Origin of the sequence: Enterobacter wuhouensis, from assembly GCF_004331265.1 — a bacterium.
GTDB classification, from domain to species: domain Bacteria; phylum Pseudomonadota; class Gammaproteobacteria; order Enterobacterales; family Enterobacteriaceae; genus Enterobacter; species Enterobacter wuhouensis.
Map to the genome: position 1 here is coordinate 615,609 of NZ_SJOO01000001.1, position 25,634 is coordinate 641,242.

The 25,634-nt window shown below is 52.3% G+C and carries 25 protein-coding genes; 5 read left to right on the forward strand and 20 right to left on the reverse strand.

The annotated features are described in order from the left end of the window. Positions 1-105: 105 nt before the first annotated feature. Genes E0L20_RS03080 through E0L20_RS03095 form a run of 4 tightly spaced genes read right to left on the reverse strand, consistent with a single transcriptional unit; the run spans position 106 to position 5,782 of the window. Positions 106-540: a hypothetical protein gene (locus tag E0L20_RS03080; protein WP_001214175.1), complete on the reverse strand. Its 435-nt coding sequence runs from the start codon at positions 538-540 to the stop codon at positions 106-108. Continuing rightward, positions 540-2,906 carry a hypothetical protein gene (locus E0L20_RS03085; RefSeq protein WP_131632633.1) on the reverse strand — a complete coding sequence of 789 codons (2,367 nt, stop codon included), beginning with the start codon at positions 2,904-2,906 and terminating at the stop codon, positions 540-542. Before E0L20_RS03085 ends, E0L20_RS03080 begins: the two co-directional genes overlap by 1 nt. Then, positions 2,890-4,455 (reverse strand): site-specific integrase, encoded by a 1,566-nt coding sequence (locus tag E0L20_RS03090; RefSeq protein WP_000200283.1) that lies wholly within the window; start codon positions 4,453-4,455, stop codon positions 2,890-2,892. The genes E0L20_RS03085 and E0L20_RS03090 overlap by 17 nt, the downstream gene beginning before the upstream one ends. Beyond that, positions 4,442-5,782, reverse strand: a complete 1,341-nt coding sequence (locus E0L20_RS03095) for a site-specific integrase (protein ID WP_129897327.1) — start codon at positions 5,780-5,782, stop codon at positions 4,442-4,444. Before E0L20_RS03095 ends, E0L20_RS03090 begins: the two co-directional genes overlap by 14 nt. A gap of 368 nt (positions 5,783-6,150) precedes the next feature. On the opposite strand from E0L20_RS03095, the gene E0L20_RS03100 reads away from it, so the two are divergent. Then, positions 6,151-6,522: a VOC family protein gene (locus tag E0L20_RS03100; RefSeq protein ID WP_131632634.1), complete on the forward strand. Its 372-nt coding sequence runs from the start codon at positions 6,151-6,153 to the stop codon at positions 6,520-6,522. A gap of 17 nt (positions 6,523-6,539) precedes the next feature. Here E0L20_RS03100 and E0L20_RS03105 read toward each other — a convergent pair whose 3' ends face one another. Continuing rightward, positions 6,540-7,007 (reverse strand): hypothetical protein, encoded by a 468-nt coding sequence (locus E0L20_RS03105; protein ID WP_131632807.1) that lies wholly within the window; start codon positions 7,005-7,007, stop codon positions 6,540-6,542. 257 nt (positions 7,008-7,264) lie between these two features. Between E0L20_RS03105 and E0L20_RS03110 the strand changes: the two genes are divergently transcribed. Then, positions 7,265-7,627, forward strand: coding sequence for a TIR domain-containing protein (locus tag E0L20_RS03110; RefSeq protein ID WP_131632635.1), 363 nt, complete (start codon positions 7,265-7,267; stop codon positions 7,625-7,627). Positions 7,628-7,631: 4 nt separating this feature from the next. On the opposite strand, the gene E0L20_RS03115 is transcribed toward E0L20_RS03110, so the two are convergent. The 4 genes from E0L20_RS03115 to E0L20_RS03130 form a co-directional block, all read right to left on the reverse strand. Next, positions 7,632-8,963, reverse strand: coding sequence for a type II toxin-antitoxin system HipA family toxin (locus E0L20_RS03115; protein WP_131632636.1), 1,332 nt, complete (start codon positions 8,961-8,963; stop codon positions 7,632-7,634). Further along, positions 8,963-9,229, reverse strand: coding sequence for a type II toxin-antitoxin system antitoxin HipB (gene hipB / locus E0L20_RS03120; RefSeq protein WP_131632637.1), 267 nt, complete (start codon positions 9,227-9,229; stop codon positions 8,963-8,965). The genes E0L20_RS03115 and hipB overlap by 1 nt, the downstream gene beginning before the upstream one ends. Positions 9,230-9,332: 103 nt before the next feature. Next, positions 9,333-10,625: a glycoside hydrolase family 28 protein gene (locus E0L20_RS03125; RefSeq protein ID WP_131632638.1), complete on the reverse strand. Its 1,293-nt coding sequence runs from the start codon at positions 10,623-10,625 to the stop codon at positions 9,333-9,335. A 113-nt stretch (positions 10,626-10,738) separates the two neighbouring features. Next, entirely contained in the window at positions 10,739-11,503 is a 765-nt protein-coding gene (locus E0L20_RS03130; protein WP_131632808.1) for a DeoR/GlpR family DNA-binding transcription regulator, read from the reverse strand. Positions 11,504-11,589: 86 nt separating this feature from the next. On the opposite strand from E0L20_RS03130, the gene E0L20_RS03135 reads away from it, so the two are divergent. Both E0L20_RS03135 and tam read left to right on the forward strand, forming a co-directional pair. Next, entirely contained in the window at positions 11,590-12,174 is a 585-nt protein-coding gene (locus E0L20_RS03135) for an NUDIX hydrolase (protein ID WP_131632639.1), read from the forward strand. Between the two features lie 80 nt (positions 12,175-12,254). Further along, entirely contained in the window at positions 12,255-13,013 is a 759-nt protein-coding gene (tam, locus tag E0L20_RS03140; protein WP_131632640.1) for a trans-aconitate 2-methyltransferase, read from the forward strand. 18 nt (positions 13,014-13,031) lie between these two features. On the opposite strand, the gene E0L20_RS03145 is transcribed toward tam, so the two are convergent. From E0L20_RS03145 to E0L20_RS03165, 5 genes are all read right to left on the reverse strand, one after another. Continuing rightward, positions 13,032-14,222 (reverse strand): cytochrome c biogenesis protein/redoxin, encoded by a 1,191-nt coding sequence (locus E0L20_RS03145; RefSeq protein ID WP_131632641.1) that lies wholly within the window; start codon positions 14,220-14,222, stop codon positions 13,032-13,034. Between the two features lie 137 nt (positions 14,223-14,359). Beyond that, on the reverse strand, positions 14,360-15,658 hold the full coding sequence (locus E0L20_RS03150; protein ID WP_131632642.1) for a sensor histidine kinase: 1,299 nt from the start codon (positions 15,656-15,658) through the stop codon (positions 14,360-14,362). Then, positions 15,655-16,395 carry a response regulator gene (locus tag E0L20_RS03155; RefSeq protein WP_131632643.1) on the reverse strand — a complete coding sequence of 247 codons (741 nt, stop codon included), beginning with the start codon at positions 16,393-16,395 and terminating at the stop codon, positions 15,655-15,657. The genes E0L20_RS03150 and E0L20_RS03155 overlap by 4 nt, the downstream gene beginning before the upstream one ends. 44 nt (positions 16,396-16,439) lie before the next feature. Then, the gene (locus E0L20_RS03160) at positions 16,440-17,435 is read right to left on the reverse strand and encodes an alpha/beta fold hydrolase (RefSeq protein ID WP_131632644.1); all 996 of its coding nucleotides are present in this window, start codon (positions 17,433-17,435) and stop codon (positions 16,440-16,442) included. Between the two features lie 149 nt (positions 17,436-17,584). Then, positions 17,585-18,055: a GNAT family N-acetyltransferase gene (locus tag E0L20_RS03165; RefSeq protein WP_131632645.1), complete on the reverse strand. Its 471-nt coding sequence runs from the start codon at positions 18,053-18,055 to the stop codon at positions 17,585-17,587. A 107-nt stretch (positions 18,056-18,162) separates the two neighbouring features. Here E0L20_RS03165 and E0L20_RS03170 point away from each other — a divergent pair, with 107 nt between their 5' ends. Then, positions 18,163-18,711 (forward strand): GNAT family N-acetyltransferase, encoded by a 549-nt coding sequence (locus tag E0L20_RS03170; protein ID WP_131632646.1) that lies wholly within the window; start codon positions 18,163-18,165, stop codon positions 18,709-18,711. Here the strand turns inward: E0L20_RS03170 and E0L20_RS03175 are convergent. The 6 genes from E0L20_RS03175 to E0L20_RS03200 all read right to left on the reverse strand — a co-directional run bounded on the left by E0L20_RS03175 (position 18,699) and on the right by E0L20_RS03200 (position 25,633). After that, positions 18,699-19,613 (reverse strand): bestrophin family protein, encoded by a 915-nt coding sequence (locus E0L20_RS03175; protein ID WP_131632647.1) that lies wholly within the window; start codon positions 19,611-19,613, stop codon positions 18,699-18,701. The two genes, E0L20_RS03170 and E0L20_RS03175, sit on opposite strands and share 13 nt — an antisense overlap. Before the next feature lie 201 nt (positions 19,614-19,814). Further along, positions 19,815-21,266 (reverse strand): tagaturonate reductase, encoded by a 1,452-nt coding sequence (locus E0L20_RS03180; RefSeq protein WP_131632648.1) that lies wholly within the window; start codon positions 21,264-21,266, stop codon positions 19,815-19,817. Positions 21,267-21,382: 116 nt separating this feature from the next. Next, complete coding sequence (locus tag E0L20_RS03185; RefSeq protein WP_131632649.1) at positions 21,383-21,907, reverse strand: GNAT family N-acetyltransferase; 525 nt, start codon at positions 21,905-21,907, stop codon at positions 21,383-21,385. 85 nt (positions 21,908-21,992) lie between these two features. Further along, positions 21,993-22,958 carry a sensor domain-containing diguanylate cyclase gene (locus tag E0L20_RS03190; RefSeq protein ID WP_131632650.1) on the reverse strand — a complete coding sequence of 322 codons (966 nt, stop codon included), beginning with the start codon at positions 22,956-22,958 and terminating at the stop codon, positions 21,993-21,995. A gap of 53 nt (positions 22,959-23,011) precedes the next feature. Next, positions 23,012-24,004, reverse strand: a complete 993-nt coding sequence (locus E0L20_RS03195; RefSeq protein ID WP_131632809.1) for a sensor domain-containing diguanylate cyclase — start codon at positions 24,002-24,004, stop codon at positions 23,012-23,014. A 189-nt stretch (positions 24,005-24,193) separates the two neighbouring features. Continuing rightward, positions 24,194-25,633, reverse strand: a complete 1,440-nt coding sequence (locus tag E0L20_RS03200; RefSeq protein WP_131632651.1) for a GGDEF domain-containing protein — start codon at positions 25,631-25,633, stop codon at positions 24,194-24,196. Position 25,634: the final 1 nt, after the last annotated feature.

Genomic DNA, 25,634 nt, shown 5'->3' on the forward strand with positions numbered 1-25,634 from the left:
GATTCATGCTAACGATGGGTTGACTGACAGCCAAGGTTAATCAATTAAACCGGTTCGGATTTGAAGGTCCGTTTTTCGCTCATAGCGGACCTTCAGATGCCAGAATTATGACGACTTATGTAGTTCCCGAATCATATGGTTGGCCAACAGGCTTTCCACCGGTATAACCGAATTGATTTTTACCGCTTTGACAATTTCTATCAACGAAAGGGTATTTTGCGCTAATTGGTCTCGCAATTCACTTACTTCAGCCTGCAACTGCTGGTTTCTGGCCAGCAAAGCCTGACGGGTTTTGCGGTTGACGTATTGCTGTTTTTCTTTTGGGCGTAGATTCAATGGGCCAAGTTGCTGGTCAACATAGGCAGCAATTAGGCGTTTACGCTCTAGGCTGCTCAGCGTACTTAAACCACCGTTAACGATACCTTTTGCCTTGAGCCTAATATGCAGGGCCTTGGCGGAAATAGGGGACTTGTCAAAGCCTTCAACCAGCATCAGTTGTAATTCGTGCTCAATCAGTGTGTTCAGTTCCTTGCCGCGCATCAATCATTCTCCTGCATCAATTGTTGGTATTCAAGTGCAAAAAGCTGGGCCAGTGTACGGACTTTGCCCTCGGTGATTACTCCACCAGACAACACACTCTCAGCAGCAACCAGTTGTTGAGTCTTGGCACGACGATGCCATTGTGCTTGTATTGCCTCGAGTTGCTGTAACCGTCGTTCGATGTCGGCCAGTCTGGTCTGGTAATCAGGCTGATGTTGAGTAAGTTGGGTCAACTTCGAATGTGCTTGCTGTAAAGCCTGTTTTTTGGCAATCAGATTTGGTAGCTCATCTATCCGGCCTGTCAGCGTGAAATGTTCACAAAAGGCAGCACTCTGGCATTTCAGTCGATAAGGACATCCCCAGAGGTTAACTTCCCGCATACAGGAGCCAAATTTCAGCGGATACAGCACGGCATGTCTTGCCACCATGTCAGAGGCTTGCTCTGGTCCTTCTGCGTCGCGGATTTCTTCAAAGGCGGCAGCAACATCTTCAAAGAGGCCGTTAGCAAATGACGCCTCGACAAACCTGGCTACATCATTCCGATCGTCAAAAGTATGCAGGTTGGCTTTGATGGTATTGTCCAAAGTCATGTGTTCCGTGACCGCCAGTTGGCCGGTCCGTTTGACGATATCCAGTGGCGTAGCAATGGAGGACGAAGAGGGCGAGACAGTTAGTGCTGTCGAAATCGGCTGCAAGGGCACCAACGAGGCGGCTTTTCGCCGTTCTGCAAGCGCCAGATGTTGATAATGCTGATTCTGCGTGATGTCCACTCGACCCATCAACATTGCCTGTAAGTGGTCAGAGATATCCGCAATAGCAAGAAAGGTATTGATGTTGTGCCGGGGAATGTGGGTACGCATCCGCGTCGAGGTGCCATCCTCCTCCAGTAATTGATATTTGCTGAATACTGATCCATCAGGCTCAACGTTGCCTAAGAATTTATTCATAAGTGTGTTAGTGAAGGGTATCGGTGTAGCCAGCAAAGCCAGTGTGCGCTTCAATGCCAGCGAACCCTTCTCGTGTAGAAATAGCAGATCCTCGTAGTTAACTTGGTAGCGTTTGCCATTTTCCATCCAGGCGTGTGTACAGGGTTCGTTGGCATTCGCCAGGCCAAATTCGGTCTTAATGTAATGATTGAGAGCAGTCTTGGAATAATAGATAGATTTGCTGTTTTTCGGGCCTGGTATTTCTTGAACGGGCAGCACACCTCTTTTGCTAAGGGCTTTGGATGTTTTGTCCCGTTGTCCTGCCCGGCCCCGAAAACTTGAGGTAGTTTGGGTGATGTACTTCACCACATCGTCCAGTTCGACTCGTTCACCGGGCATGTTGCTGATGGCCTGTGGCAGGTAATCAGCAAAAGATTTTGCCCGTAGATAGGTAAGATGGCTGCGTATTGGTGCGGTCAACATTTTAACGGTACTGAATATACTCTCGACCAGCGGTACTGCCAGCGGTTCTACCCAATGCGTTCGCTCCCCAGCACCTTTGACACCAACATAACGGATACCAAGAAAATAATCGGGTAATCCCTTGTCCTGAAATCGTTTGCAGATTGCCGGATCATCAATCTGGCGTTTAAACAGGGCATCCTGTCTGAGATTAAACGCTTCAATGGAGCGAAAGCCGGTAATAACCAATAACAACAGGCAATTTAACGCGATTTTCTCAGCATCACTTTCCACCCGCTGGATTAATGCAACTATGTTCAGAAATCCGCGAATGGTAATCAACGCATCTTCACCATCGGTAGTGGTATCAGACAGCTTGGCCTGCTGTTTCAGCGCCATGGTTTCCCGGGCTTTGCGGGTCAAGTTGGTTTTGTTGGTATACTTCACATCAGAGTTGTATTGCAGTTTAACCAACGTAAATGTGAAGTGATTGACCAATTTTTGAAGGCTAACGCACCGCCCTTTATAGTTAGCTGTATTGGGGTCACTAGGAGATGAAACGCTACTGAGAAGATCCATCGCTCGTTGAATGACAACTGTGCTCAGGTAAGATGGATGGGTCTGTCCTGTCTCATAAAGCATCGCATGGTACCATCGTTTCAGAATCATCAAAGTTGCCTTTGCCACCGCTGGCGACATACTCCTATTTCCCTGTCGGTAAACCACTACCAGCATAGCTTTCATGAACTGACTATATTCTTTGTCGATGGGCAGATGTTCTACAATACCTTTGAATCTGTTCATCTCATCAAAACGTAATGTATTTCTGCCGTTCCCTCGCAACCATCCACTTCCCTGGTTACCACTTACCCAGATATGATCATTCCATGTTTGGGCAAAATCAGCAGACAGGTGCTGTTCGAACCATTTTTTTTGCTCTTCAATAAAAGCCTGAAAATGCTCAAAGTGATTTTTCATTGGACTTCACCTGTTCCTGATGAAAACGGCAGCGGGCGATAACAGACTCAATTTCAAACTGTGTGGTTTCATGGATTAAAATGAGCGGATTTCGGGAATTACCTACACCGTCTGAAATAGCGATTAGTTCATCGACTTCTTTTTTGACGCATTCAAGTAGAGCCTGATGTTCACCATCCGTAAAAGGGCGATAATACAGACAGCCGTAACAAGAACGCACTTCGCTGAAAGGGCATGTACTACTGTTCCTGGAGCAACCACCAATTTTATCATGCAACTCGTCACCAACGAGTCCCACCACTGGATGGCCTTTCCAATGTGCTGAGTCGACCAGTTCCCCAGTGAGCATCATAGCCACCATATTTTGCCAAACGGGATTCGACCCAAGCGCTTTAGCACGGATCAAGGCCAACGCGGGAGTTGCCATAATGTAGTATTTAGCTACGGCAAGAGAGGTGTGCCCCAGTACATGTGCTATCTCTTCAGCGCTAGCACCTTGCATCGCCAAAGAGTGCCCAACATTGTGGCGTAAATCAGTGGGTGTAATTGTGGGCAATGCAGCTTCGCCACATGCTACGGCGGCTTGATATTCAGGAGGACAGAAATTTAGGATTGCCTGATTAATTGCCTGAGACACATAATGCGGAGCTGAAACGCTGAAATCGAATAGTTTATCTTCGGGGTTTTTCTTGTATCTCACGGTATAGTTCATAATTAACTCCCCAATTTCTGGGGGGATCGCCAGAAATAACCGCTCTGTCGTCACTCGTCTTTGTTTAGCATATGGTAAAAAAACACTGTATCGAATCAGACCAGATTCCTGATTTCGTGTATCGATACGAACATCTTTGACCGCCAGCCTAGCGAGTTGTACTGGGCGTGCACCCGTTACATAAGCCAACCCAAGGATAGCTGCATTGCGCACTTCGCTGTGACTGAAACTTTTGCCATCGCGTAACAACGAAGCCATTTCAAACAGTCCATTGCAAATCATGTTTTTTTCAAGAGGGTCAAGAATATTATCGATTTCTTGGTAAACCCCCCAATGTTCGAGATACGGTCGAGGGACGAACTCAAGATCATCGTAATCTTCAAGATTGAAACCTGGGAATGTTTCAGCACAAAGTATTTTTAATCCGAATAACACGGAATAAAAAGTAGCATTATCAATATCCTCTTTTTCGATAAATAATCGGAGCGTACCAAGCGAAAACCCACCATGTTCTCGACAATATGAAATGATATTCCTCCAATCAAGGTGCAACGCTGGAAGTTTGGTTGGAAATCTCGTCGATGCATATTTGAAACAGATATACTTGTTTAATTTATTTGAGATATAATCTTGATTGAAAACAAGATATCGCCGACTGCCTGAATAATCGAAAGTCCATTTATTTCCTTTGTTAACAATATATTTATCATCAAACTCCATTGCCGTTTTTAGATAAATTCGATCAGGAATATCGAGTTCAAAGATAGCCTTAGCTAAATCAGGAGGGTAAACTGAGTTCCCTTCGTCAGATTTTAATGCATTATCAAATGATGTCATCGTTATATCTATCCATTATAGTATCTAACGTATTATGTAGCGCTGCATTGTCTTGAATAATTCGTTGGACATTGGCAGCATTAGCCTGCTCAGACAGGAAACGTTTTGCATATAGATCAGGCATTTGACTTGTCGGACTCCATCCCCCCATCAGTCGTAGTTCATCTTTGGCTTCTTCCATTATCCCTGAGAGGGAAGGGACTTCAGCAATAAAGTGTGTTTTATTTTGCTGGCTTTTCAAATATTTTAAATGCCATATTTTTTGCAATGTCAAAAAGGCCCAAGTATGTCGGGTTGTATGCGGAGTCAATCGTTGCAACGAGTCAGAGTACAACGGTGATTTGTACTCTGGATATTGGTTAGTGAAGACCTGATCTATTTTCGAAAAAATAGAATGAACTGATGTGTAGGACAAAGGCTTCGCTGACTGTTGACTCGATGTAAAGATGAAATCGTGTTTATCAGTTTTTGGTCGAAGCTTTGCTATATAAATGCTTAAAAAAATATAATCCTGCTTATCGAGCTCCAACACACGATTAGCCCATGCATTTTTGAGAGATGGCGCATTCTTTCTTGGTTCGTATGCCTCGTCGACAGTTGTCACAATCAAACTAAACTTATCACCTTTTAAATTAGGTTTAATTGAGCTGCACTCTAACAACAATAGCTCACCTGTTCGTAAACCATAATTTAACAACAGACGAATAATCAAAAAATTGCGGAACTGAAGATGCCCGGAAGGGAAAGGATTTAGCGGGTTATGCTTTTGGGCAGAAGAGGGGGTTATTATTCCATACAGGCTGAGCACCATTGCCCCAGACAAACTCTGAAATCCTTGGCTGCTGTGACTATGTTGCGAAAATTTGTTTGATGTAAGCGTTCGATAATTCTCCCGGCAAAGCTGTAAACGGGTGTGTAAACGCGAAGCCAAAAGTGATAATGCTTTGGGAGAGTCATCCCGGTATGCAGGTGATATGTAGGTGTTAATCAAAAAAGAAATGAAATGGATCACAGCACGAACTCTAACTGTATGAGTTAAGCTATTGGCTTTTGTGATTCTCGTTAAAGACAACACATTTGACTGGACGTTGTGGCCATTTTCTAGATACATCCAAAATGCGGGCATTTCACCGACAGCAATGTCTGGATTGTGGTCAGATGAATAGAAGCTGTAGCAAAACGAGACACCATACTTTTGCCTCCAGAATTCGTAAAAAAACTTCACAGATTGAAGTGAAGCTGACTGTGTGGACAATGAGCGGAAAGCCAAATGGTCAATATGGTACCTAAGGGGATACAGCAACGGCAGAGAGGTTTCCAAGTCCATCAGGATCCATCGCCTTTTACGGCCTGAGATAACCAACTGCTTTAGTGAATACACAATATTTACCTCAAAATTATCATGGATATGAAGAGAATGTACTCTGTACCTAATGCAAGAAACGAGAGGGAGATCAGAAATCCTAACGTATTGATTTATCAGTTAGTGGGAGTGTCATATGAACTTATTTACCACAGTAGGTGATTTAACATAATATACATTATGCGCACTAACTGTATCATGCGTCCAATCTGACATTTCATGGATAACCGAGGCTTCATCTTTTTTAGCTCGAAATGCTCATCACCCCAGCCACAAACCACCAATCAGCTTCTATACTACTTTCCAACGTATCAGCTTTTTAGGATCTGACGATGTTTGACCATGTTAAGTTCGGCGTTAGCGATTATGAAAGAAGTAAAACCTTTTTCCTCAAGGCCCTTCAACCGCTTGGCATCGCCATCATTGATGAAGGTGCTCCAGACTACGGGGTTGAAATGAGTTCCGGCAACGTGTCGCTTTGCCTTTTTCAGACGCATGAAAAACCTGCGCCACTTCATCTGGCATTTGTGGCAGCGACGCGTAATCAGGTCGATGAATTTTATACTGCCGCTTTGCTCGCCGGTGCGCAGGATAATGGCGCTCCTGGGCTGCGGCCTTACGGCGAACACTATTATGCCGCATTCGTTATTGCGCCTGATGGCCATAACATTGAAGCCGTGTGTCATGCTACCGATGAGATTTAACGCCGTGGTTCCCGTGCTTATCTAAAACTCCACTGCGCTGTAATGACAAAAACAGATGGAATGATAATGCCGACGTCCATGCCAAAGTAAGAGGTAAAATTGTACTGAAACCCGTGATAAATATAGGGAGAAAAACCTATGCCTGTGACTTTCTGGAAATCATGATATGAGCCGTGATCGCCACAATCCTTGAACGCATCGAAGAAAAACTCGCCGACGTATCCATATATCCCTTTAAATACCCAGCCGTTTTCCCAGCCAACCCAGTCTCGGCGCACGCCGGCAGCCAGGCATCTGTCGTTAAAGCTGTTCTTCATCGTTCCCAGCACAACGCTATTTTTCGAATCTTCAGAAAATTTTCTCTCCACGGAAAAGAAGTTATTCTCAAAATTTTCAGTGTATTGACCATGATTATTCGTTAAGTGATAAACATATGACCCCGTATTAATGGAGTACAGGTTTATCTCTTCGGCGTAGCTATTCATGGCGATAAAACACAAAAAACAGGCTGAATACCCTCTCCTGCCGGATCTTACCGTGTCGACCTTGCTCATATTCACTCGCATCTGAAGGTGAACTGTACAAATTTTAGCATAGTTTTGCGCTCAGCAGTCCGCATGAAACTGCTTGTATGTGCACAATGTTGCACGTTAATATGCTTTGGTGGATTCTGGCTAGCGCAGAGTACGCAATTACGTGCTATATCGTGCATTATAACCGTATAAACATTTCGCGAGGCTGTATGACACAACAATTGATCCTCATCGCCGGGCCCTACCGCAGCGGCACCGACGGCATTCAGGAACGAATCGATGCTAATCTGCAAAGGCTGGAAAGCGCCGCGCTTGAGGTTTACCAGCGTGGACATGTACCGGTGATCGGTGAATGGCTGGCCTTGCCGCTGGCAAAAGCTGCAGGTTCGACAGCAATTGGCGACGAAATCAGTGAAGCGATGCTGTATCCCGTTGCGCACAGGCTGATTGCAAAATGTGATGCAATCTACCGTATTCCGGGAGCATCCAAGGGCGCGGATATGGATATTGTGGTCGCCCAAAAGCTTGGGCTGAATATTTATACCAACATTGAGAGTATCCCTCAGGCTTAGTGATTCACGAAAACCTGTCCTGGCTCAGGCTACCTGACAAACGAGCATGCAGTCTGAGCACATTCGATGTAATGGTTTCTGCCACTTTCTGCGAAAAATCCTCCGGTAATGACGCCCTCACCGCCTGCAGGGACTGCGGGACTTTCTCTGCGAGCTCTCTCAGGATTTCCAGCATCCGGTCCTGCGGGAACTTCACGGCTTTTGCGGTGGCCAGCAAATGACGCGGCTGGATCTTATCAATAGCACTTTTGCGACCTTTTGAAGCATTCAGGCTCATTGCCAGTTTCAAATCGCTGATGTGTATACCGGCTCCGCCGAGTACGGGAAACGCGGAGATAATGTCGTAAAAGGGCGTTAAACGATAGCTTCCACCCGGCTGAATAAAGACCGAGAAGTTTTTTGCATGCCCATCCGTCGCCCCCAGAAGCCACTGAAAAACCTGAAACTTCATGAAATTATCACGATCGCCCAGGGCGTCGCTGGAGCCGAGTAAAAACGTCATAATCTGCGCAATACCCGGGCCGCCATCGGATTCATATTTTAGTGACGACGGCAGCCCGAAGGCCTGGCACATATCTTCCTGCGGCAGCCGGAACAATACGGAGCGATCGGCGTTCCAGCGCCTGTCAAAGCGTTCAACCGCCAGCGCCCGCATCCCGCCAGCCGTGATTATTTCGGCATTCGGCACGTCAAAACCGAGTGTTTTTGCCAGTTGCAGACAAAAGTACTCGTTATCAACGCTGTCGCTCAGATCCAGCGTGGCGTTAGGCTGCTTAATCTCGCCAATAGGTAGCTTAATGATATGGGTTGTCGGCGTCGTACCTTTGGGAATACACCACGTGTTTCCCATTTTGAGCAGCGCCGTTTTTTCCTGCGCACCGGCAACGGAAATGCGAAAATCATTTTCACCGTCAATCATCCCCAACGGAATATCCGATTTATACGCGGACAGAACGGCTTCCAGCTTTTTCTCGCTCAGCGTTTCCCACGTCAAGCGTTGCGCGCTGACATCCTCATCTTCGGGAAGCAACGTCACGGCACCCACGCTGTCTCGCCCTACTTCTGCGAGTAAATCAAAGGGTTGCTTTGAGCGCGCACGGTAGCGTTTCACAATACGGTCCCGAACCACCGGGCTGTCGGGCAGCAAATTATCAAAGAAGTTGAACACGGCATCGGACGTTATATTGCCAAACTGCAAAGGCAGCGAAAGTGACAACGGCCGCGCGTGGCGATTGTCCATCCAGTCGCGAGAATATTTAAACGTGTGCGCCCCGTTCGGCTGCTTTGTTAATTCACCGACGCGTTCATTGTTCATCCACGTCACGAGCTTAGGCATTACCAGTCAAGATCCTGTTGGTTAGTATCCTCGTCGAGCATGGCATCAGCGCTTTCATACAGCGCCATCGTCATACCCAGCGACTGTAAAATCTTAAAGAAGGTTGTCAGCGTCGACTTATCAGGATTATTTTCGAAATTGGATACGGTGGCTTGCTTGATGCCGATTTTTCTCGCCAGCGCGACCTGCGTCCAGCCATTTTTCTGGCGAACCAGCTTCATATAATTCGCCAGCTGGGTCGGGCTGTAAATCATGGGTGGTTTCATGGCGTTCACTCTCCAGGGCTTATCCTCTTGCAGGGATAATGAGAGTATTATCCCCACAAGCGGATAATGCAAGCTATATCCGCTTGTGGGGATAAATCACGGCTTAGCGCTCGTAGCTGTCATTACAATCGCGCGTGATTTCCGCTGCGGTGACATAGACATCGTCGAAGCGTAGCCCTTCAACGCCCGATATTTTACCGAACTCATTCGCCTCCACGAAAATTGATGACAGTGCTAACTCGCGTACAGGCCGCTCCGGATAACCCTCGATGAAGAACGCGCGTGAAAAAGGCTGACTGGCTGAACGGCGGGCAGTGATATTTTCCAGCGTCACATGGCTTACCTCCGTGAGGCCAGCCTCTCCTTCGACACCTTCGGCGAGCTTGCGCCAGTGTTCGGGCTTCGCCGAAAGATCCTCTTTGGCGGCGTAGCTGTACTGCGGAAACCAGTTTAGCTGGATAAGAACTGGGAAGCGCACGTCGACCAGCTGCAGATCCCGGACGGTGATATTGCGTATAAACCCGCCGCGGTTGCGGGCCGACTTAATGCGAAACCCAACGCCCGTGCCGTTAAAACGGTTCTTCTCGATCGTTACGCGCTCGATACCGCCAGACGTCTCGCTGCCCAGCGTAATGCCGGACCCTTTGTTCAGCGTACAATCGCGAATGATAATGTCTCTGGCGGTGCGTAGCTTTTGCGCGGCTTCAAGACCGCGGCCCGCTTTAATACAAATATTGTCGTCATTGCAGGATACCGTACAGCGCTCAATGCGAACCCGTTCACAGGAGTCTATGTCGATACCGTCAGTGCTCGGCCCCGCCGAATTGGCGATCTGAACCCCAGCGACCTGGACATCTCGCGAATAACACAGGTGCACATTCCAGAAGCCTGATTCACGGCTGGTGAAATCCTTTAGGGTAATATTGTCGCTTTCGTAGACCAGAATATTACGCGGACGCTGGCAGTCATAATCCACGACCCAGCGCAGGCCTTTGGCACTGTATTCCCCCACCATACCACCTTGCTCATCGTCCCCCCAGAAGCGCTGCCACCACGTCAGGCCCTGCCCGTCGATGACGCCGGCGCCGGTTATGTTAACGTTCTGGCAGTTGATCATATTGATGATTGCCGCGGGCCATCGCATATCGATGCCGGCAACGCGGGTATCGATCGTCGGGTAATCGCTGAGGTCCTGACTGCCGATCAGCTGCGCGTCGGCCTCAAGATGCAGCGTTATGCCGCTTTTCAAAAAGAGTGAGCCGGTAAGAAAACGCCCAGCGGGGATAATCACCCTGTCACCGGGCCGGGCGGCAGAAATTGCCTCCTGAAGCGCAGCCGTCGATGGCCGTTGAGCTGTCGGATCGGCGCCATATTCGCAAACAGTAATGTCAGTCATGATGGGTCCTGATTTTAGACAAATCATGAGTATATGAAGCGATGCGCAGGATAACCTTTATCTCATCGACACGATGCCGCTGCGGATGGCAATACCACCGTGGTACGCGTGCGTTATGACTCAGACGTTTTCACTACCGAAACACCCTTCTCTTCTATGGCGCGTATCCAGGCAGCGTCGGTGTCCTTTTCAACAACAAGCGTATTCACCAGCGAAAGATCGCCAATGGCAAAGGACGATGCGGTATTAATTTTTTCAGGCGATGCCAGAACGATGGTTTCAGCCGCTCTGCCGGAAAATGCACGTTTGATGCACGCTTCTTCAAAATCGCCCGTGGTCAGCCCTGCTTCTGGATGGATGCCGGTGACGCCCATAAAGAAGAGATCGGCATGAATTTTTTCGATTCCCTCAATCGCTGCCGCTCCCACTGTGACAATGGAGTGTTTGTACAGTCGGCCACCGATAAGGATCACCTCAATGGAAGGATGCTCAACCAGCCCAATAGCAATGCTCGGGCTGTGCGTAACCACGGTGATGGGTAAATCTGGAGGCAAGAACGTTATAAGCTCGGACGTTGTCGTGCCACCGTCGATAATGACCACCTGACCTGCAGAAATCAGCTGGGCGCCTTTACGCGCCACCTTTTTCTTGGCATCCATTTTTACCGATTTGCGCTCGGCAAACGGGGCAATCGCCGTAGAAGACGGCAGCGCCCCGCCGTGTACCCGCTGTAGGCGCCCTTCTGCCGCCAGCTCACGTAAATCACGACGGATCGTATCCTCAGACACGGTAAAGAAAACGCTGAGCGCTTTCGACTGGACCTGACCTTCCGCCTCGAGTTTTTCGAGGATTAACTGCTTGCGCTGGCTGGTGAGCATCATGGATTCCTGATGTTGCATGTTTTATCTTGAATGTGCACGATAATGCTGTTTATGATAATCACTCTACGTAAGGAGGAACAAACGTGCAATCGAAACGCGCAGATATACGCATCATCGCGAGTGAAACGCTGTCGGATAACTGGTACATCCTCAAAAAATACACCTTCGATCAGCGTCATCGCGATGGTGAATGGCAGCGGCAGGACCGTGAGGTTTACGACCGGGGCAACGGAGCCACAATCCTTCTGTATAACCGCGATAAAAAAACGGTGATCCTGACCCGCCAGTTCCGCTTCCCGGTATTTATCAACGGCCATGAGGATGACCTCATTGAAGCCGCTGCCGGTCTGCTGGACAACATGGAGCCTGAAAGCCGCATTAAAGCAGAAGCAGAAGAAGAAACCGGCTTTAGGGTAACGCACGTTCAAAAGATATTCGAAGCCTACATGAGCCCGGGCTCCGTTACGGAGAAGCTCTATTTTTATGTTGCAGAGTACCATCCGCAGGATCGGTTACATGCGGGGGGCGGAATCAAGTCTGAAGGTGAAAATATCGCGGTACTGGAAATGACGCTGGAAGAGGCATTGCAGGGAATTGAAGCGGGCAAAATCGTTGACGGAAAGACCATTATGCTGCTTTACCACGTCGCCCTGAAGGGCATTATGTAATATTCACGTTCGCAGAGACCTGCCGCGGCGCAGGTGTCTGCCTGTGCTATTCTTGGGGAGTATTCAAACGGAGACGCACTATGGCCGACTGGAACCCTTCGCTATACCTGCAGTACGGTGCTGAACGAACACGCCCTGCCGTTGAACTGCTTGCCAGAGTCACGCTGGACGAGCCCGCCGCCATCGTTGATTTAGGCTGCGGGCCGGCCAACAGCACCGCCCTCTTAAAGCAACGCTGGCCTTCCGCGCACATTACCGGCGTGGATAATTCCCCGGCGATGCTGGCGGAAGCGCGCAGCAATTTGCCTGACTGCAGCTTTGTTGAAGCCGATATTCGCCACTACAGGCCGGGCCGCCCGCTGGATCTGATTTATGCCAACGCCTCTCTTCAGTGGCTCCCCGACCATTACGACCTGCTGCCTCATCTTGTCTCTTTGCTGACGTTACGGGGCGTTCTGGCGATCCAGATGCCTGATAACTGGATGGAACCCACGCACGTTTCCATGCGCGAGGTCGCTTATGAGCAGGGCTATCCCGATCGGGGCCGCGAGCCGTTGCCTGGCGTGCATGCCTATTACGATATTCTTACCGATGCGGGATGCGACGTGGATATCTGGCGGACAACCTATTTTCACAAAATGCGTTCACACCAGGCGATTATTGACTGGGTGAGCGCCACGGGGCTGCGGCCATGGCTGAAGGAACTAAACCAAAGCGAGCAAGAGGCTTATCTGAGGCGGTATCATGAGCTGCTTGAAGAGCAGTATCCGCTCCAGGAGAACGGGCAGATACTGCTGGCATTTCCACGGCTGTTCATCGTCGCTAAACGTCAGCCCTGAGCGGTTCTTTAATAAGTATCAGGAGCGTGCCTCTTTAAGCAGCTGTTGAATGACCTTTTCCTGCTGGTCGACATTTCCTTCGCCAAACGAGGTATAGCGCAGCTGCCCTTTTGCATCGAAAAAGTAATGTGCAGGCCAGTACTGGTTACCAAATGCATTCCAGATCTGATAGTTGTTATCCGTCACAACCCGATAGGGCAACTGCCATTTGTTCACCGCATTTTTTACCGACGAAATCGGTTTTTCCCAGGGATATTCCGGCGTGTGGACACCGATGACCACAAGGCCCTGTGGCTGGTACTTATTCGCCCATTCACGCACGTGCGGGAGCGTGTGCTGGCAGTTGATACAGTCCCAGGTCCAGAAGTCGATCAGCACCACCTTGCCCCGCAGGGACTCAGACGTGACAGGGTCACCGTTTATCCAGCCGGTACCTCCGCTTAATGACGGCAGCTGGCTGCGGGTCACGGGCATCTCCACCGGCTGGAGCTTCACCGAAGGCGCAGCCGGTTCCGTCAGGCTCAGCAGCGTATTTTCCAGCCTGTCCGCCACGCCGTTGGCCCCTTTTACTGCCGACGTCATGCCCGTAGCGTTAAACACCACCGCTGCCAGCATCATAACCCCCGCGCCCTGACGCAGCCTTGCCATGAGCGCAGACTTCGCGCGCAGGGGTGCCATCAGCGCTTTGCCTCCCATGATAAGCAGGCCCAGCATCAGGGCACATCCGCTGCCGTAGGCGGCCAGCAGCGCCCCCGTGGCGATAGCCGAGTGCCCGGCAATATTGATGCTGAAAATGGCGCCCAGTATTGGGCCCGCGCACGGCGACCAAAGCAATCCGACGGCCAGTCCCGCCAGGAAGGCAGAGCCCATACCGCGCGTTTGCCCGCTGCGGGTATTCAGGATATTGCCCGCGCTGACCGCAGGCCCCGCAATGCGCTGGGCGAAGGGAGGAAAAATAAGCGCCAGCGCGGCAATCGCGAAAATGGTAAGCGCCACCCAACGCCCTATTATCGTGGCGCTGGCGATCCACTCGCTGGCAGCCGTGACGACCATGGCTACCAGCGTGAACATCACAATCATACCGACCAGGAGCGCCAGTATATGTCGCCGCTGGCCCTGAAAGCCGGCAAACAGCAGGGGAATAACGGGAAGCGTGCACGGGCTAAGCAGGCTTACCATCCCGCCTAAAAACGCGATTATTAAAAACATATTAACCTCACATGACAAGTTACCTGCGAAGCTGCAGTAAGGTCATTTCAACGCGCGGATATGTTCAGGATATGTGCAAAACGGGGTGTTTTGTCTGCCTGCGTATCGACACGGCAGGCAGATACAAAACCGTACAATCAGCGGCGCGGCAAGGTGATGGACACGTCCAGACCGCCTTCGATACGGTTAGCCAAATGCAGCTTACCCTCAAGCTGTACGGTGAGCTGCGCCGCGATCGCCAGGCCAAGCCCTGTGCCCCCGGTATCCCGGTTGCGTGACGTTTCAACCCGATAGAACGGCTGCAGGACGGCGTCAAGTTCGGCCTCGGGTATGCCAGGCCCACCGTCAATAATATGAATAACGACCTGCCCGGGATCGGAATCCTCAATCTCAATGATGGCGTAATCCCCAAACTTAAGCGCGTTATCCAGCAGGTTTGTCATCACCCGGCGGAGCGCCTGCGGACGAGTGACGATGGGCAATCGTGCTTCACCTGCCTGAAACTGCACGTTTTTACCAATATCCTGATAATCACAGGCAATGCTGTTTACCCAGGCATTTAGCTCCATCCTGAGCGGCGTCTCTTCAAGGGATTCTGATGACCGGGCATAGGCAATGCCCTCGCGTACGAGACGCGACATGTTGTCCAGGTCGTTCATCAGCTTGTCGCGCAGCTCGGGGTGATCCGCCATTTCGACGCGCAGCTTCATCCGGGTGATTGGGGTTTGCAGGTCGTGAGAAATCGAGGCCAGGATCTGGGCGCGCTCGCGAAGATAAGACTGGATACGCGACTGCATGGCGTTGAAGGCGTGCGCTGCCCGCTGAACCTCTACGGGCCCCTGCTCCGTCATCGGCGTATTTGCCGCCGGGTCAAGCGAGTCCACCGCGCGGGTAAACAGCGAAAAGGGTCGCACCACCTGACGAACGGCAATCCATGAACAGGCCGCTACGAGCAGCAGCTGCAGGACAAGCACAACCGGCAACCAGCTGGCGACGGGCGGCATGCGGGGGATCAGATCGATGGTTAACGGCGCGCCGTCGCTCAGGGTGAGATGGGCCTGAATATGGGAAAAGGGTCCGGGAACGGCGGTAAAGCTGAGAGGATAATCTCCCGAGAGCGTCTCTTTCAGGGTGCGGATCGCATCATGAGAGCGCTTATCCTTCGGCGCCGCCCCCGGCTCGCCGGGACCAAGAATGTAACGGTAGTTACCCCGATCCAGGCGCCCCAGCCAGGCCGCGCGCTCTTTCGCCGGCAGCCTGTCGAGGATCGCCACGCTGGTCGCGACATCGTACTCCAGATTGCCTAGCATCACCGTGCGGGCGCTGCGCATCCGCTCGACCATCACCAGCGTCAGGCTAAGCGCATTTGCCAGCAATAGCCCAACAAGAACGATGATGAGCAGCCGGGCCAGCAACGAGCGGGGCCAGAGCGTCATTCATTGGCCTCTTTTATCGTGACAGGCATGGTGAATACGTAACCTTCGCTGCGCACGGTCTTAATATAGGCAGGCGTGCGCGCATCTTCGTTCAGACGCTGGCGAACGCGGCTCACCAGCAGATCGATTGAGCGTTCAAACAGCTCGGCATCGCGGCCCTGCGTCAGGTTGAGAAGCTGATCCCGCGTCAGAACGCGCTGAGGGTGATCGAGAAAGACGCGCAACAGCCGGTACTCCGCCCCGCTCAGCGCCACGATTGTCCCTTCGCCGTCTATTAAATGACGCGCCACGGTGTCCAGCTGCCATTCACCGAAGCTTACCAGCCGCCCGGCTTCCGTTACCTGAAGATTAGGCGGCATCGTGCGAAAACGTCGCAAAATAGCCTTGATACGTGCGAGCAGCTCGCGGGCAACAAACGGTTTAACCACGTAATCGTCTGCGCCCATCTCCAGGCCCAGGATGCGATCGGTATCTTCGTTACGCGCCGTCAGCATCAGGATCGGCAGATCTTTATGCTTGCCGCTGCGTAGCTGTCGACACAGCGTAAGCCCGTCATCGCCCGGCATCATCACGTCCAGCACCACAAGGTCGATATGCTGTTTGTCGAGCACGGCGCGCATCTCTTTGCCGTTTGCCGCCCCGGACGCGTGATAGCCGGACTTGATGAGATAGTCGACAACCAGTTCACGGATATCCCTGTCGTCATCGACGACAAGGATATGATCAATATGCTCCACCGGACTCTCCTGAATGAGGGGTAACGTATTGAAAATAGCACATTTCAGAGTTTATCAGCGTCGATAACCGCTTTGACAAAGTCCTGAGGATCTTCCTGCGGCGGGTTATGTCCGACGGTAGCCCCAAAGGTGCGATGTTCATATTTGCCGGTGAACTTACTCGCATACGCCTGCGGCGCAGGATGTGGTGCCCCGTTGTTTCCGCCTTCGATAGTGATGGTCGGAACGCTGATGTTCGGCAGCGTGGCCAGTTTCTGCTCGTAGCCGTCGTATTTGCGTTCCCCTTTTTCCAGACCTAAACGCCAGCGGTAGTTGCTGAGCGTGACCGCAACGTGATCCGGATTATCCAGCGATTTAGCGCTGGCGTTAAAGGTAGCGTCGGTGAATTTCCAGTCCGGCGACGCCTGGGACCAGATCAGGCGGGCAAAATCATGGGTATTTTTAGCATAGCCTTCAGCACCGCGCGGGGTGGCAAAATAGAACTGATACCACCACTGCAACTCCGCTTTCGGCGGCAGCGGCTGTTTGCCAATGTCCTGGCTGCCGATCAGATAACCGCTTACCGAGACCAGCGATTTTACGCGCTCAGGCCAGAGCGCCGCGACGATGTCCGCGGTGCGTGCCCCCCAGTCGTACCCTGCGAAAACGGCCTGCTTAATATTGAGGGCATCCATCAGGTTAACGATATCTTTCGCCATGGCTGAGGGCTGACCGTTGCGCGGCGTTTTGGCAGAGAGGAACCGCGTGGTGCCGTACCCGCGAAGCGAAGGAACGATGACCCGATAGCCTTTAGCCGCCAGCGCGGGTGCGACGTCGGCGTAGCTGTGAATATCATACGGCCAGCCGTGAAGCAGAATCACCGGCTGGCCATTTTTCGGTCCGATATCGACATATCCGACGCTGAGATCGCCGGCGTTAATCTGCTGAGGTTGATTAAACGCTGCGGCGTAATCGGCGCCGGCTGCTTCGGCCTGACATGACATTACGGTACCGAGAGAAACGGTTAAAGCCAGAGCTGAATATGCAAGTTTGCTAAACATGGTGTTATCTCCGATTGGGTTTAAATCACGGGGATATAACACCATTTATTTGTATAGCGGATATGTGCGAAAAGGTCTTTATTGTATGCCCGTGTAGGTATCCGGAAACCCGATACACTGTGATACAAACGCAGGCGATTAAGCCTGGGTTACAAATCAAGTGCCATTGCAAAACAGCGTAGTTTCGCACCGGCCATGCGGGAATCATGTTCATTTTCACCCAGCGTGACGAACCCTTGCTTCTGATAAAAAGCGTGAGCGTTGGGTGTTGCATCAAGCATTAGTCGCGTAATACCGCGGGCCTGAGCCTCTTGTTTCAGTGCTTCCATAATCTGCGTCGCCAGCCCCTTTCCTCCCGCCTCCGGCAAGGTGAATATCGCCTCTATGCAATGGGTTTTAAGATCCAGATAGCCGGTAGCGGCTATGTCGCCGTTTACATCTTCGACCACGTAAAAGGGATTTTCGATCACCATCTGGCGATAGTGTTCCGGCATTTTCTCGGGCGTCCAGCGCGTAATGACGTCCGCGTCGTAGCTGGCTTTGCAGCCATATCGGATTGCCTGGTTGCGAACGTTCCAGAGTATTTCCGCCTCATGGGGTTCAGCGCGTCTTAACGTCATTGGCACCTCCGCAAATTTAAGTAGTGATGAAATCAAAGAGAGTGTGTTAAAGATAAAAAATACCAGAAGGCCAACAAAAACATAACGCTTAAATAAGGAGATCGCGGATGGCTTTACCGACGCTGGAGACAGAACGTTTGCTGCTAAAACCGCTGGTTGCCGGGGATGCGGTACCGATCCAGAGGCTGTATCCTCGCTGGGAAATTGTGCGCTACATGGTCTCCTCCGTGCCCTGGCCCTACCCTGAAAACGGCGCGGAGAACTATGTGAACAACGTGGCGCTGCCGGATATGGAAAAAGGCATCGCCTGGTTCTGGAGCATCCGCCGTCGCGAAACGCCGGATGAACTGATGGGGATTATCTGCCTGTATGACGTGGAAGATAACAACCGTGGATTCTGGCTGGCACCTGAGTATCAGGGCCGGGGATATATGCGTGAAGCCAGCATTGCCGCCACGGATTATTGGTTCAATACGCTGAATAAGCCAGTGCTGCGCGCGCCGAAAGCGGCCTGCAACAGCCGCTCCCGGCGTATTTCAGCCAGTAGCGGCATGCGGCTAATCAGAACGGAAAAGAAAGCGTATGTCAGCGGACTGCTGGACTCGGAGCTGTGGGAGATTACCCGCGAAGAGTGGAACGCCCGTCACGTCAGCTGATAGTACTTATCCGGGAATCGTCTTTCGGGAATGTTTTCTTCGTCGTTCATCTGCAGCAGATCGCGCTCCATCATGTTGCAGATGGCGTCCAGCGGCAGGTCGTTATCTTCCGTACCAAACGGATCTTCCAGCTCTTCTGCCAGCGTGTCCAGCGAGATAAAGGTGTACGAAATCAGCGCGGAGACAAACGGCGTCATGTAGTGCAGGTCAACAACCAGCGCAAACGGCAGCATGATGCAGAACAGATATACCGTCCGGTGCAGGATCAGCGTGTAGGCAAACGGCACGGGGGTTGTGGCAATACGCTCACAGCCGGAAAGAACAATCGACATATCATTAAGACGATTGTTCAGGCTGTGAAACAGGATGTCTGAAAGCTGTCCGTTTCGGCGGCGCACGGCCAGCCACTCCCCCATGATCAGTAAAATGCGATTCGCTGGCGAATTAGCGCCCATGACCTTGCGCAGATCGTCCGCGGTGAGATAAGGAGAGAGCTGTTCAGCATTGGTTTCACGGCGCAGCGTCATGCGCAGACAGTTTGCAAAGGCAATCTGCAGTCGAACAAACTCCCCCAGATGCTTATCGTCCGGTAAGGTATTTTTAACCTCGCGAAACAGAGAGCGTGCCGCTATCATCAGTTGTCCCCAAAGCTGGCGAGCTTCGACGTAGCGCGAGTAGCAGGCGTTGTTTCTGAAGCCGAGAAATATCGCGATAGCCACGCCGAGGATGCTAAACGGGGCGACGGTAAATTTGATGCCAAGCGAGGTGTACCATGGCAGCATCAGAATAACGGCGATAGAAAGCAGGAAGTTAAGCAGCAGCCGGGTATAAATTTTGGGTAATACCGAACCGTGCCAGACGAAAATCAGTTGTAACCAGTGCTGTTGAGGACGAACAATCATAGTCAGTTTCAGGCAAGTAAAGAGCGTGGCTATTAAACGTGATCCCCATCACGGTTGCAAGCTTGTTAACAGGCCATTGCATTTTCTGTCCTGGCTGGCCTAAACCGCACGGTGCTGCAGGCTATTTTTAAAAACGGGGTAAATAGTATGTTGTAACTAATATTATGTTATTAAAAACCCGGCCTGAGCCGGGCAATGTTGTTAGCAGAGCGGTTTAACCGCGGCACGCATACCCTGCTGCAGAATCGCATCAAGATCCCGCGTAACCTGTTCTACCAATCCGGTAACCTGAGTGAGATCGTTTTCCCAATGCTCGGCCACGCTCAGCACCGACGTCACCAGCTCGCGGGTGCTAATCTGCCTGTCGTGATGCTGGGTCCACAGCTGTTGGTAACGCTCAATCCAGTGAGCATCGTCCTGCACCGGATAGCTTTCGCCGTTACGCTCGCCGCGATAAAACGCAATCAGCGCAGCCAGGGCAAACGTCAGGCGTGACGGCAGTTTACCGGATGCCTTCTGCCCCGCCAGCAGCTGCGGCAGAATGCGCGTGCGGTACTTGGTCATCCCGTTGAGGGCAATCGACAGCAGCTGATGCTTGATGTACGGGTTACGGAAGCGTCCCGTAACCGCACTGGCAAAGGACTCCAGCTCATCACGCGGGAGATCCAGCACGGGGATAATTTCCTCGTAAATCGCTTTTTCGACAAACGCACACACGTCTTTATCGTTCATCGCTTCGCCGACCGTATCGAGGCCCGCCTGAAACGCGACGGGCACCAGCGCCGTGTGCGCACCGTTCAGAATCGCCACCTTACGCTCTTTGTACGGCTTAATGTCATCAACAATCAGCACGTTCAGCGGGAGTTTATCCAGGCGCAGCTCGCTGGCGAGGGATTTAGGCCCCTGGATCACGAACAGATAGAAGTGCTCGGCGGTATCAAGGAAGGCATCGTGATAGCCCAGCTCGCTCTCGAGCGCAGCCACTTCGTCACGCGGGTAGCCGGTAACAATACGGTCGACCAGGGTCGAGCAGAAGCTATTGGCATCGTTGAGCCACTGGGTAAAGGCCGCAGGCAGCGCCCACTCCTGGGCATAACGCAGCACAAGCTGACGCAGCGCATCGCCGTTGTAGTCAATCAGCTCGCAGGGAATGACGATCCAGCCTTTATCCGCTGCGCCGTTGAAATGGGTAAAGCGCTCAAACAGCAGTCGCGTCAGCTTCGCCGGATAGCTCACTGCGGGCGCGTCGTCGAATTTGTCGTTGGCGTGATAGCTGATGCCCGCTTCGGTAGTGTTTGAAAAGACAAAGCGCATTTCCGGATTGTGGGCAAGTTTAAGAAACTCGTCGTATTGGTCGTAAACGCTGATTTCGCGGTTAACGGAGCGGATAAGACGCGCATCGCTGACCGCCTCGCCCTTCTCGTTCAAACCGCGAATAATCGTGGTATACAGGCCATCCTGGGTGCTCAGGGATGGCGGGAAATCGCTCTGGATCGGGCGCACAATCACCACGCCAGAGTTCAGGTCGGTATGTTCGTTTAGCAGATCGATTTGCCAGTCGACGAACGCGCGCAGGAAGTTGCCTTCACCAAACTGAATGATGCGTTCTGGGTAGAGAGCTCCGGGGAAATCACGACGGTTGAGTGTGTTCACGGTGGGGTCCTTTAATGATTAGTCATACAGCCTGATAAGATTGGTGTAATAACTTATCAAACATTTCGACCAGGAACCCCTGTTTCGATCAATTCATGACGTAATTGTAAAAATAATCATAAGAACTTATAGAAGACGGACGTGGCCGTCATTTCTCCGTCCGGCATTAGCGCATAGCGCGGGATCTCCCCAACCTTTTGCCAGCCGGCACGGTGGTAAAAACGTTCCGCACCGCTCCCTGTTGACGTGTCGAGCACCAGTACAGAAATGCCCCTGGCGCGGGCCTCAGCTTCAAGCGCTTCCATCAGCGCCATTGCGGCCCCTTTGCGACGCGCTTTTTCATGCACCAGCAGTTTCGCCACGTCCGCGCGGTGCGGCTGGTTCTCTGGCAGATCGGTGATCAACTGTACCGTACCGATAAGCCCGTCCTGCGGGTCGAAGCAGCCGAGCACAGTGCGCTCGCTGCGCCCGACGCTGCGGGCGATACCGAGCCAGAAGGTGCGCGCCTTTTCCAGGCTGAAGGGCAGCATAAAGCTGACGGATGCGCCGCCGTTGACGCAGTTTTCGAGTACGGCGGCCAGCGCATCAAGGTGTGTGAGTATCTCTTCCCGGGAGAGGGCTTTAACGTGCAGTGAGGACATCGTTGTTTTTCCTTACGTAGAATGCCCTCACTTTGCATTTAACATTTTTGCAACGCAACCACATCGGACATAGGCTTTTGTTATGTCACTTTGCATGCTGACGCTGTTGCTTCATGGCGTACATTTTTTCATCGGCTTCTTTCAGCCACTGCTGGACGTCGTTGTCATTATGATCGAATTCACTCAGCCCCCACGAAAACGCTAAAGCCCACGGATGCAGCCTGCGCGCGTTGTACGCTTCTACCTGCTCGGCCAGATGCTGCATGGCGATCCAGGCGCCCTGCTCATCCGTATCGGCAAAGAGCACGGCAAACTCGTCCCCGCCAAAGCGCACCAGCAGATCCGCCTCGCGGAACGACTTCCGCATAATGCCCGCCATGGCCTTCAGCGCGTTATCGCCCTCTTCATGGCCGTAGCGATCGTTAATGGCCTTGAAATGATCCAGATCCAGCCAGCCCAGGGTTAACGGCTCGGCCCGACGCTGTGCCACCGAAAGCGTAAAGCGAACAAACTGGTTAAACCCGCGGCGGTTAAACAGCCCGGTGAGCTCATCGGTGGTTGCCGCACTCACCGCGGCAAATTCGCCTTCCACCAGCGCCCCAAGGTCATCTAAAACCGCAAGATCCCCCTCCGTAAACGCGCGTGGTGCATAATCTATAAGGCACAGCGACCCTACGCTCGCGCCATCCCTTAATCGCAGCGGAATACCGGCGTAAAAACGGATCCCCGGCTGACCCACCACCAGCGGATTATCAACAAAACGGGGGTCCTGTTGTGTGTCGTGGACCACCAGCGGATTCTGGCTCAGGATCACATGGCCACAAAATGAGATATTGCGGGGAACGGTGTCGGGCGCGTCGCCGTTAGCTGATTTGATCACCAGCGAATGTTCTTCTACCAGATTGACCATCGCCAGAGGAACCCCGAAAAAGCGCTTTGCCAGGCGAGTCAGTCGATCGAACGCCGGTGAGCGCTCAATCTCAAGCAGCCCGGACTCGCGCAGCGAGTTCAGACGGTCCATTTCGTTTTCAGGGGTTGCAGGTGTTTTCATAACGTCTCCTGACGCATAGCTCTACTAAAAGCGTAGCTTAAACAGAGACATTTTCAGTGTGCGAATATTCTGTTCTTACCATCCCGCTTGGCGCGATACAGGGCGTCATCTGCCGCCTGCAGCCAGTCGGTTACGCTTGCCATTTCACGCGTGGCGCTGGCGATGCCAATGCTGAGCGTACAGCGCACAGCCTCCTGCGCCACCTCTTCCATCACCGCCGTCGCGTCCATAATGCGCGTTGCGACGATATGGGCCTCTTCAATGGAGGTATTGGGCAGCAAAATCACGAACTCATCGCCGCCCAGCCGCGCCGGGGTATCCGCCGGGCGCGTTGCCAGATGCAAAATTTGCGACACGGTCGCCAGCATCGCGTCCCCCACTTTATGCCCATACCGATCGTTAACCTCTTTGAAATTGTCGATATCAATAAACATCAGGGCGGATTCGCGGCACGTCTGGCGCAGTTTCTTCAGCTCATGGTCAATGCGCTTTTCCAGTAGCCGACGATTGGCGATGTCCAGCAGCGGGTCCATCATGGCAATCCGCTCAAGCTCCCGACTCTTGATGCGCAAACGGAGCGCGATGCTGTCCGTCAGCACGCTCAGGGCAATAACATAAATGGCGATCAGCGGAAGCGTCGCAAACATCGTGCGCTGCGTGACGACGGTATCCACCGCCATTCCCTGCGTTAGCCAGGATGCGAGAAAAACGCCAAGCATCAGTGCCCCCGCCTTTTTCATCAGCGTATAGCCGCCCGCGGCGAGCCTGTCGGCAAGCAGGATAGTGGCAATTACCACTGAAGGCAGAGGATTAACCGCCATCATGGCGATCCAGAAGCCCCCTGCGCCAGCATCGAGCACCAGATTTTGGTGTTCAGTGGCCAGCGGAATGGGAGAATTACGCGCGCGTTGCCATGCAAGCGTGGGCCAGATAAAGGCGTTTATTCCCAGCAGAATCATAAGCCAGGCGGAACGTTGATGTTCAATCAGGACGGAGAGGATGGGAATGAAGCAGAGCAGCGTACCGAGAATACGCATCAGGTACATGCGTGTGACAAACCGGCTGCCTGGCGCGCGAGGTTTTTTACTCAGCCTGTCAATTCCATTCATTCTGCGATTTTTCCGATATATTTCTCTCGGTATCTTATTGAGCTTAAAAATACGTAGCAAGCAATTTATCAGCTTATCGTTAACATCAATGCCGCATTCTGGCTGGCGTGGTTACGTTTACACCCGTCAGGCTTCACTTTCGGGCGTGGCGGCGACCGGTTCGCCTGACAAACGGGCACTGGTACGATTTCGCCCTGCTTTTTTCGAACGATAGAGATAGTCATCCGCTTCGGCCATCAGCCTGTTAAAAACCTCGGTCAGCTGCCAGGAGCCCGCCCTTCCGCTTCCAAGGCCAATGCTTACCGTCAGCAACAGCGTTTGCTGCCGCCAGGTAAAAGGATGATTAGCGATCGTAACTCTAATACGTTCCGCCAGATTGAAACCGTGTTCGGCATCCCCGGTATTCACGACAACCGCGAACTCTTCGCCCCCCATACGCGCGACCAGCCCGTCCTCACCCACGACCTGCTGAACCTGGCGGGCAAAGGTCGCGAGCACGCGATCGCCACACTCGTGCCCGTAGTTGTCGTTAATGCTCTTAAAATAATCAATATCTAAGAGCATCACCGTCAGGAACCGAGAATGGCGGTGGCGCTCTTCTTGCTTAAGCGCTTCGTAAAGCCCGGAACGGGAATAGACGTGGGTCAGAAAATCAAAATCCGCCCGCAGGGAAACCTGCTGGATAAGAGAGTTGATCGCCGCCACGCTGACGGAAACCATGATCGGGCAAATTGCCATCGTGGCGATGCCAAGCCGCGCCGAGAACATCATCGGCGTCGACAGCGGTGCGGCGACGGCAATATTGATAATGGAATTAGCGACCAGGACGATCTCCACGGCACCCGTGACAAACGTCAGCAGGCAGGTGGCCGGTAAAGAGTAGCGCACCGCGCACCAGATAAGCGCAGGCAGCGGGAAGGCCAGGCTCCCCGCACCGCCAATCACCACGGATGCCAAAACGGAAACCACCAGGGCCAGCACGGGTAACAGCTGTTCAACGCGTATCCGAATCTGCCGCGTCGGCATTTTTACGGTCAGCATACACGGCACAATGAGCACACCCGTTGAAAACTGCTCGCTGAACCAGTCGGCATACAGCGGCCAGAAGGTTTGGCTATCAATACCGACCGAGCCCACCGCTCCCAGCAGGGCGCACAGCAGTGCGGCAATCAGACAGTAGTTAAACAGCCGCAGGGCGTTAAGGGGATCGGGGGTTTTCTTCATCAGCCGTTTATCGCGTATGACCAGCAGCGCGACCACCACGATAAACACCATATTCGACAGGTTAATCACCAGCGAGGCCGCACCCCAGCGGGTGGTCAACGCGTCGTACACCAGCATAGCGACGTAACACACCGCATAGTAATGCAGGCGATTAAGATAGGCGTAGCGGGCGAATATCCCGGCCATGACGCCGTTAAGCGGCCAGAAGAGGGATAGCGCTTCCACCAGGCGTAGCTCCGCGCCAACAAAGTAGAACAGCGTGGTGAGAACAAAGATAGCCGCAGCATTCTGCAGCGGGCCGTCTGGTCGAAAAAGCCTGAGGGTGGAAATCGCAGAACGCATT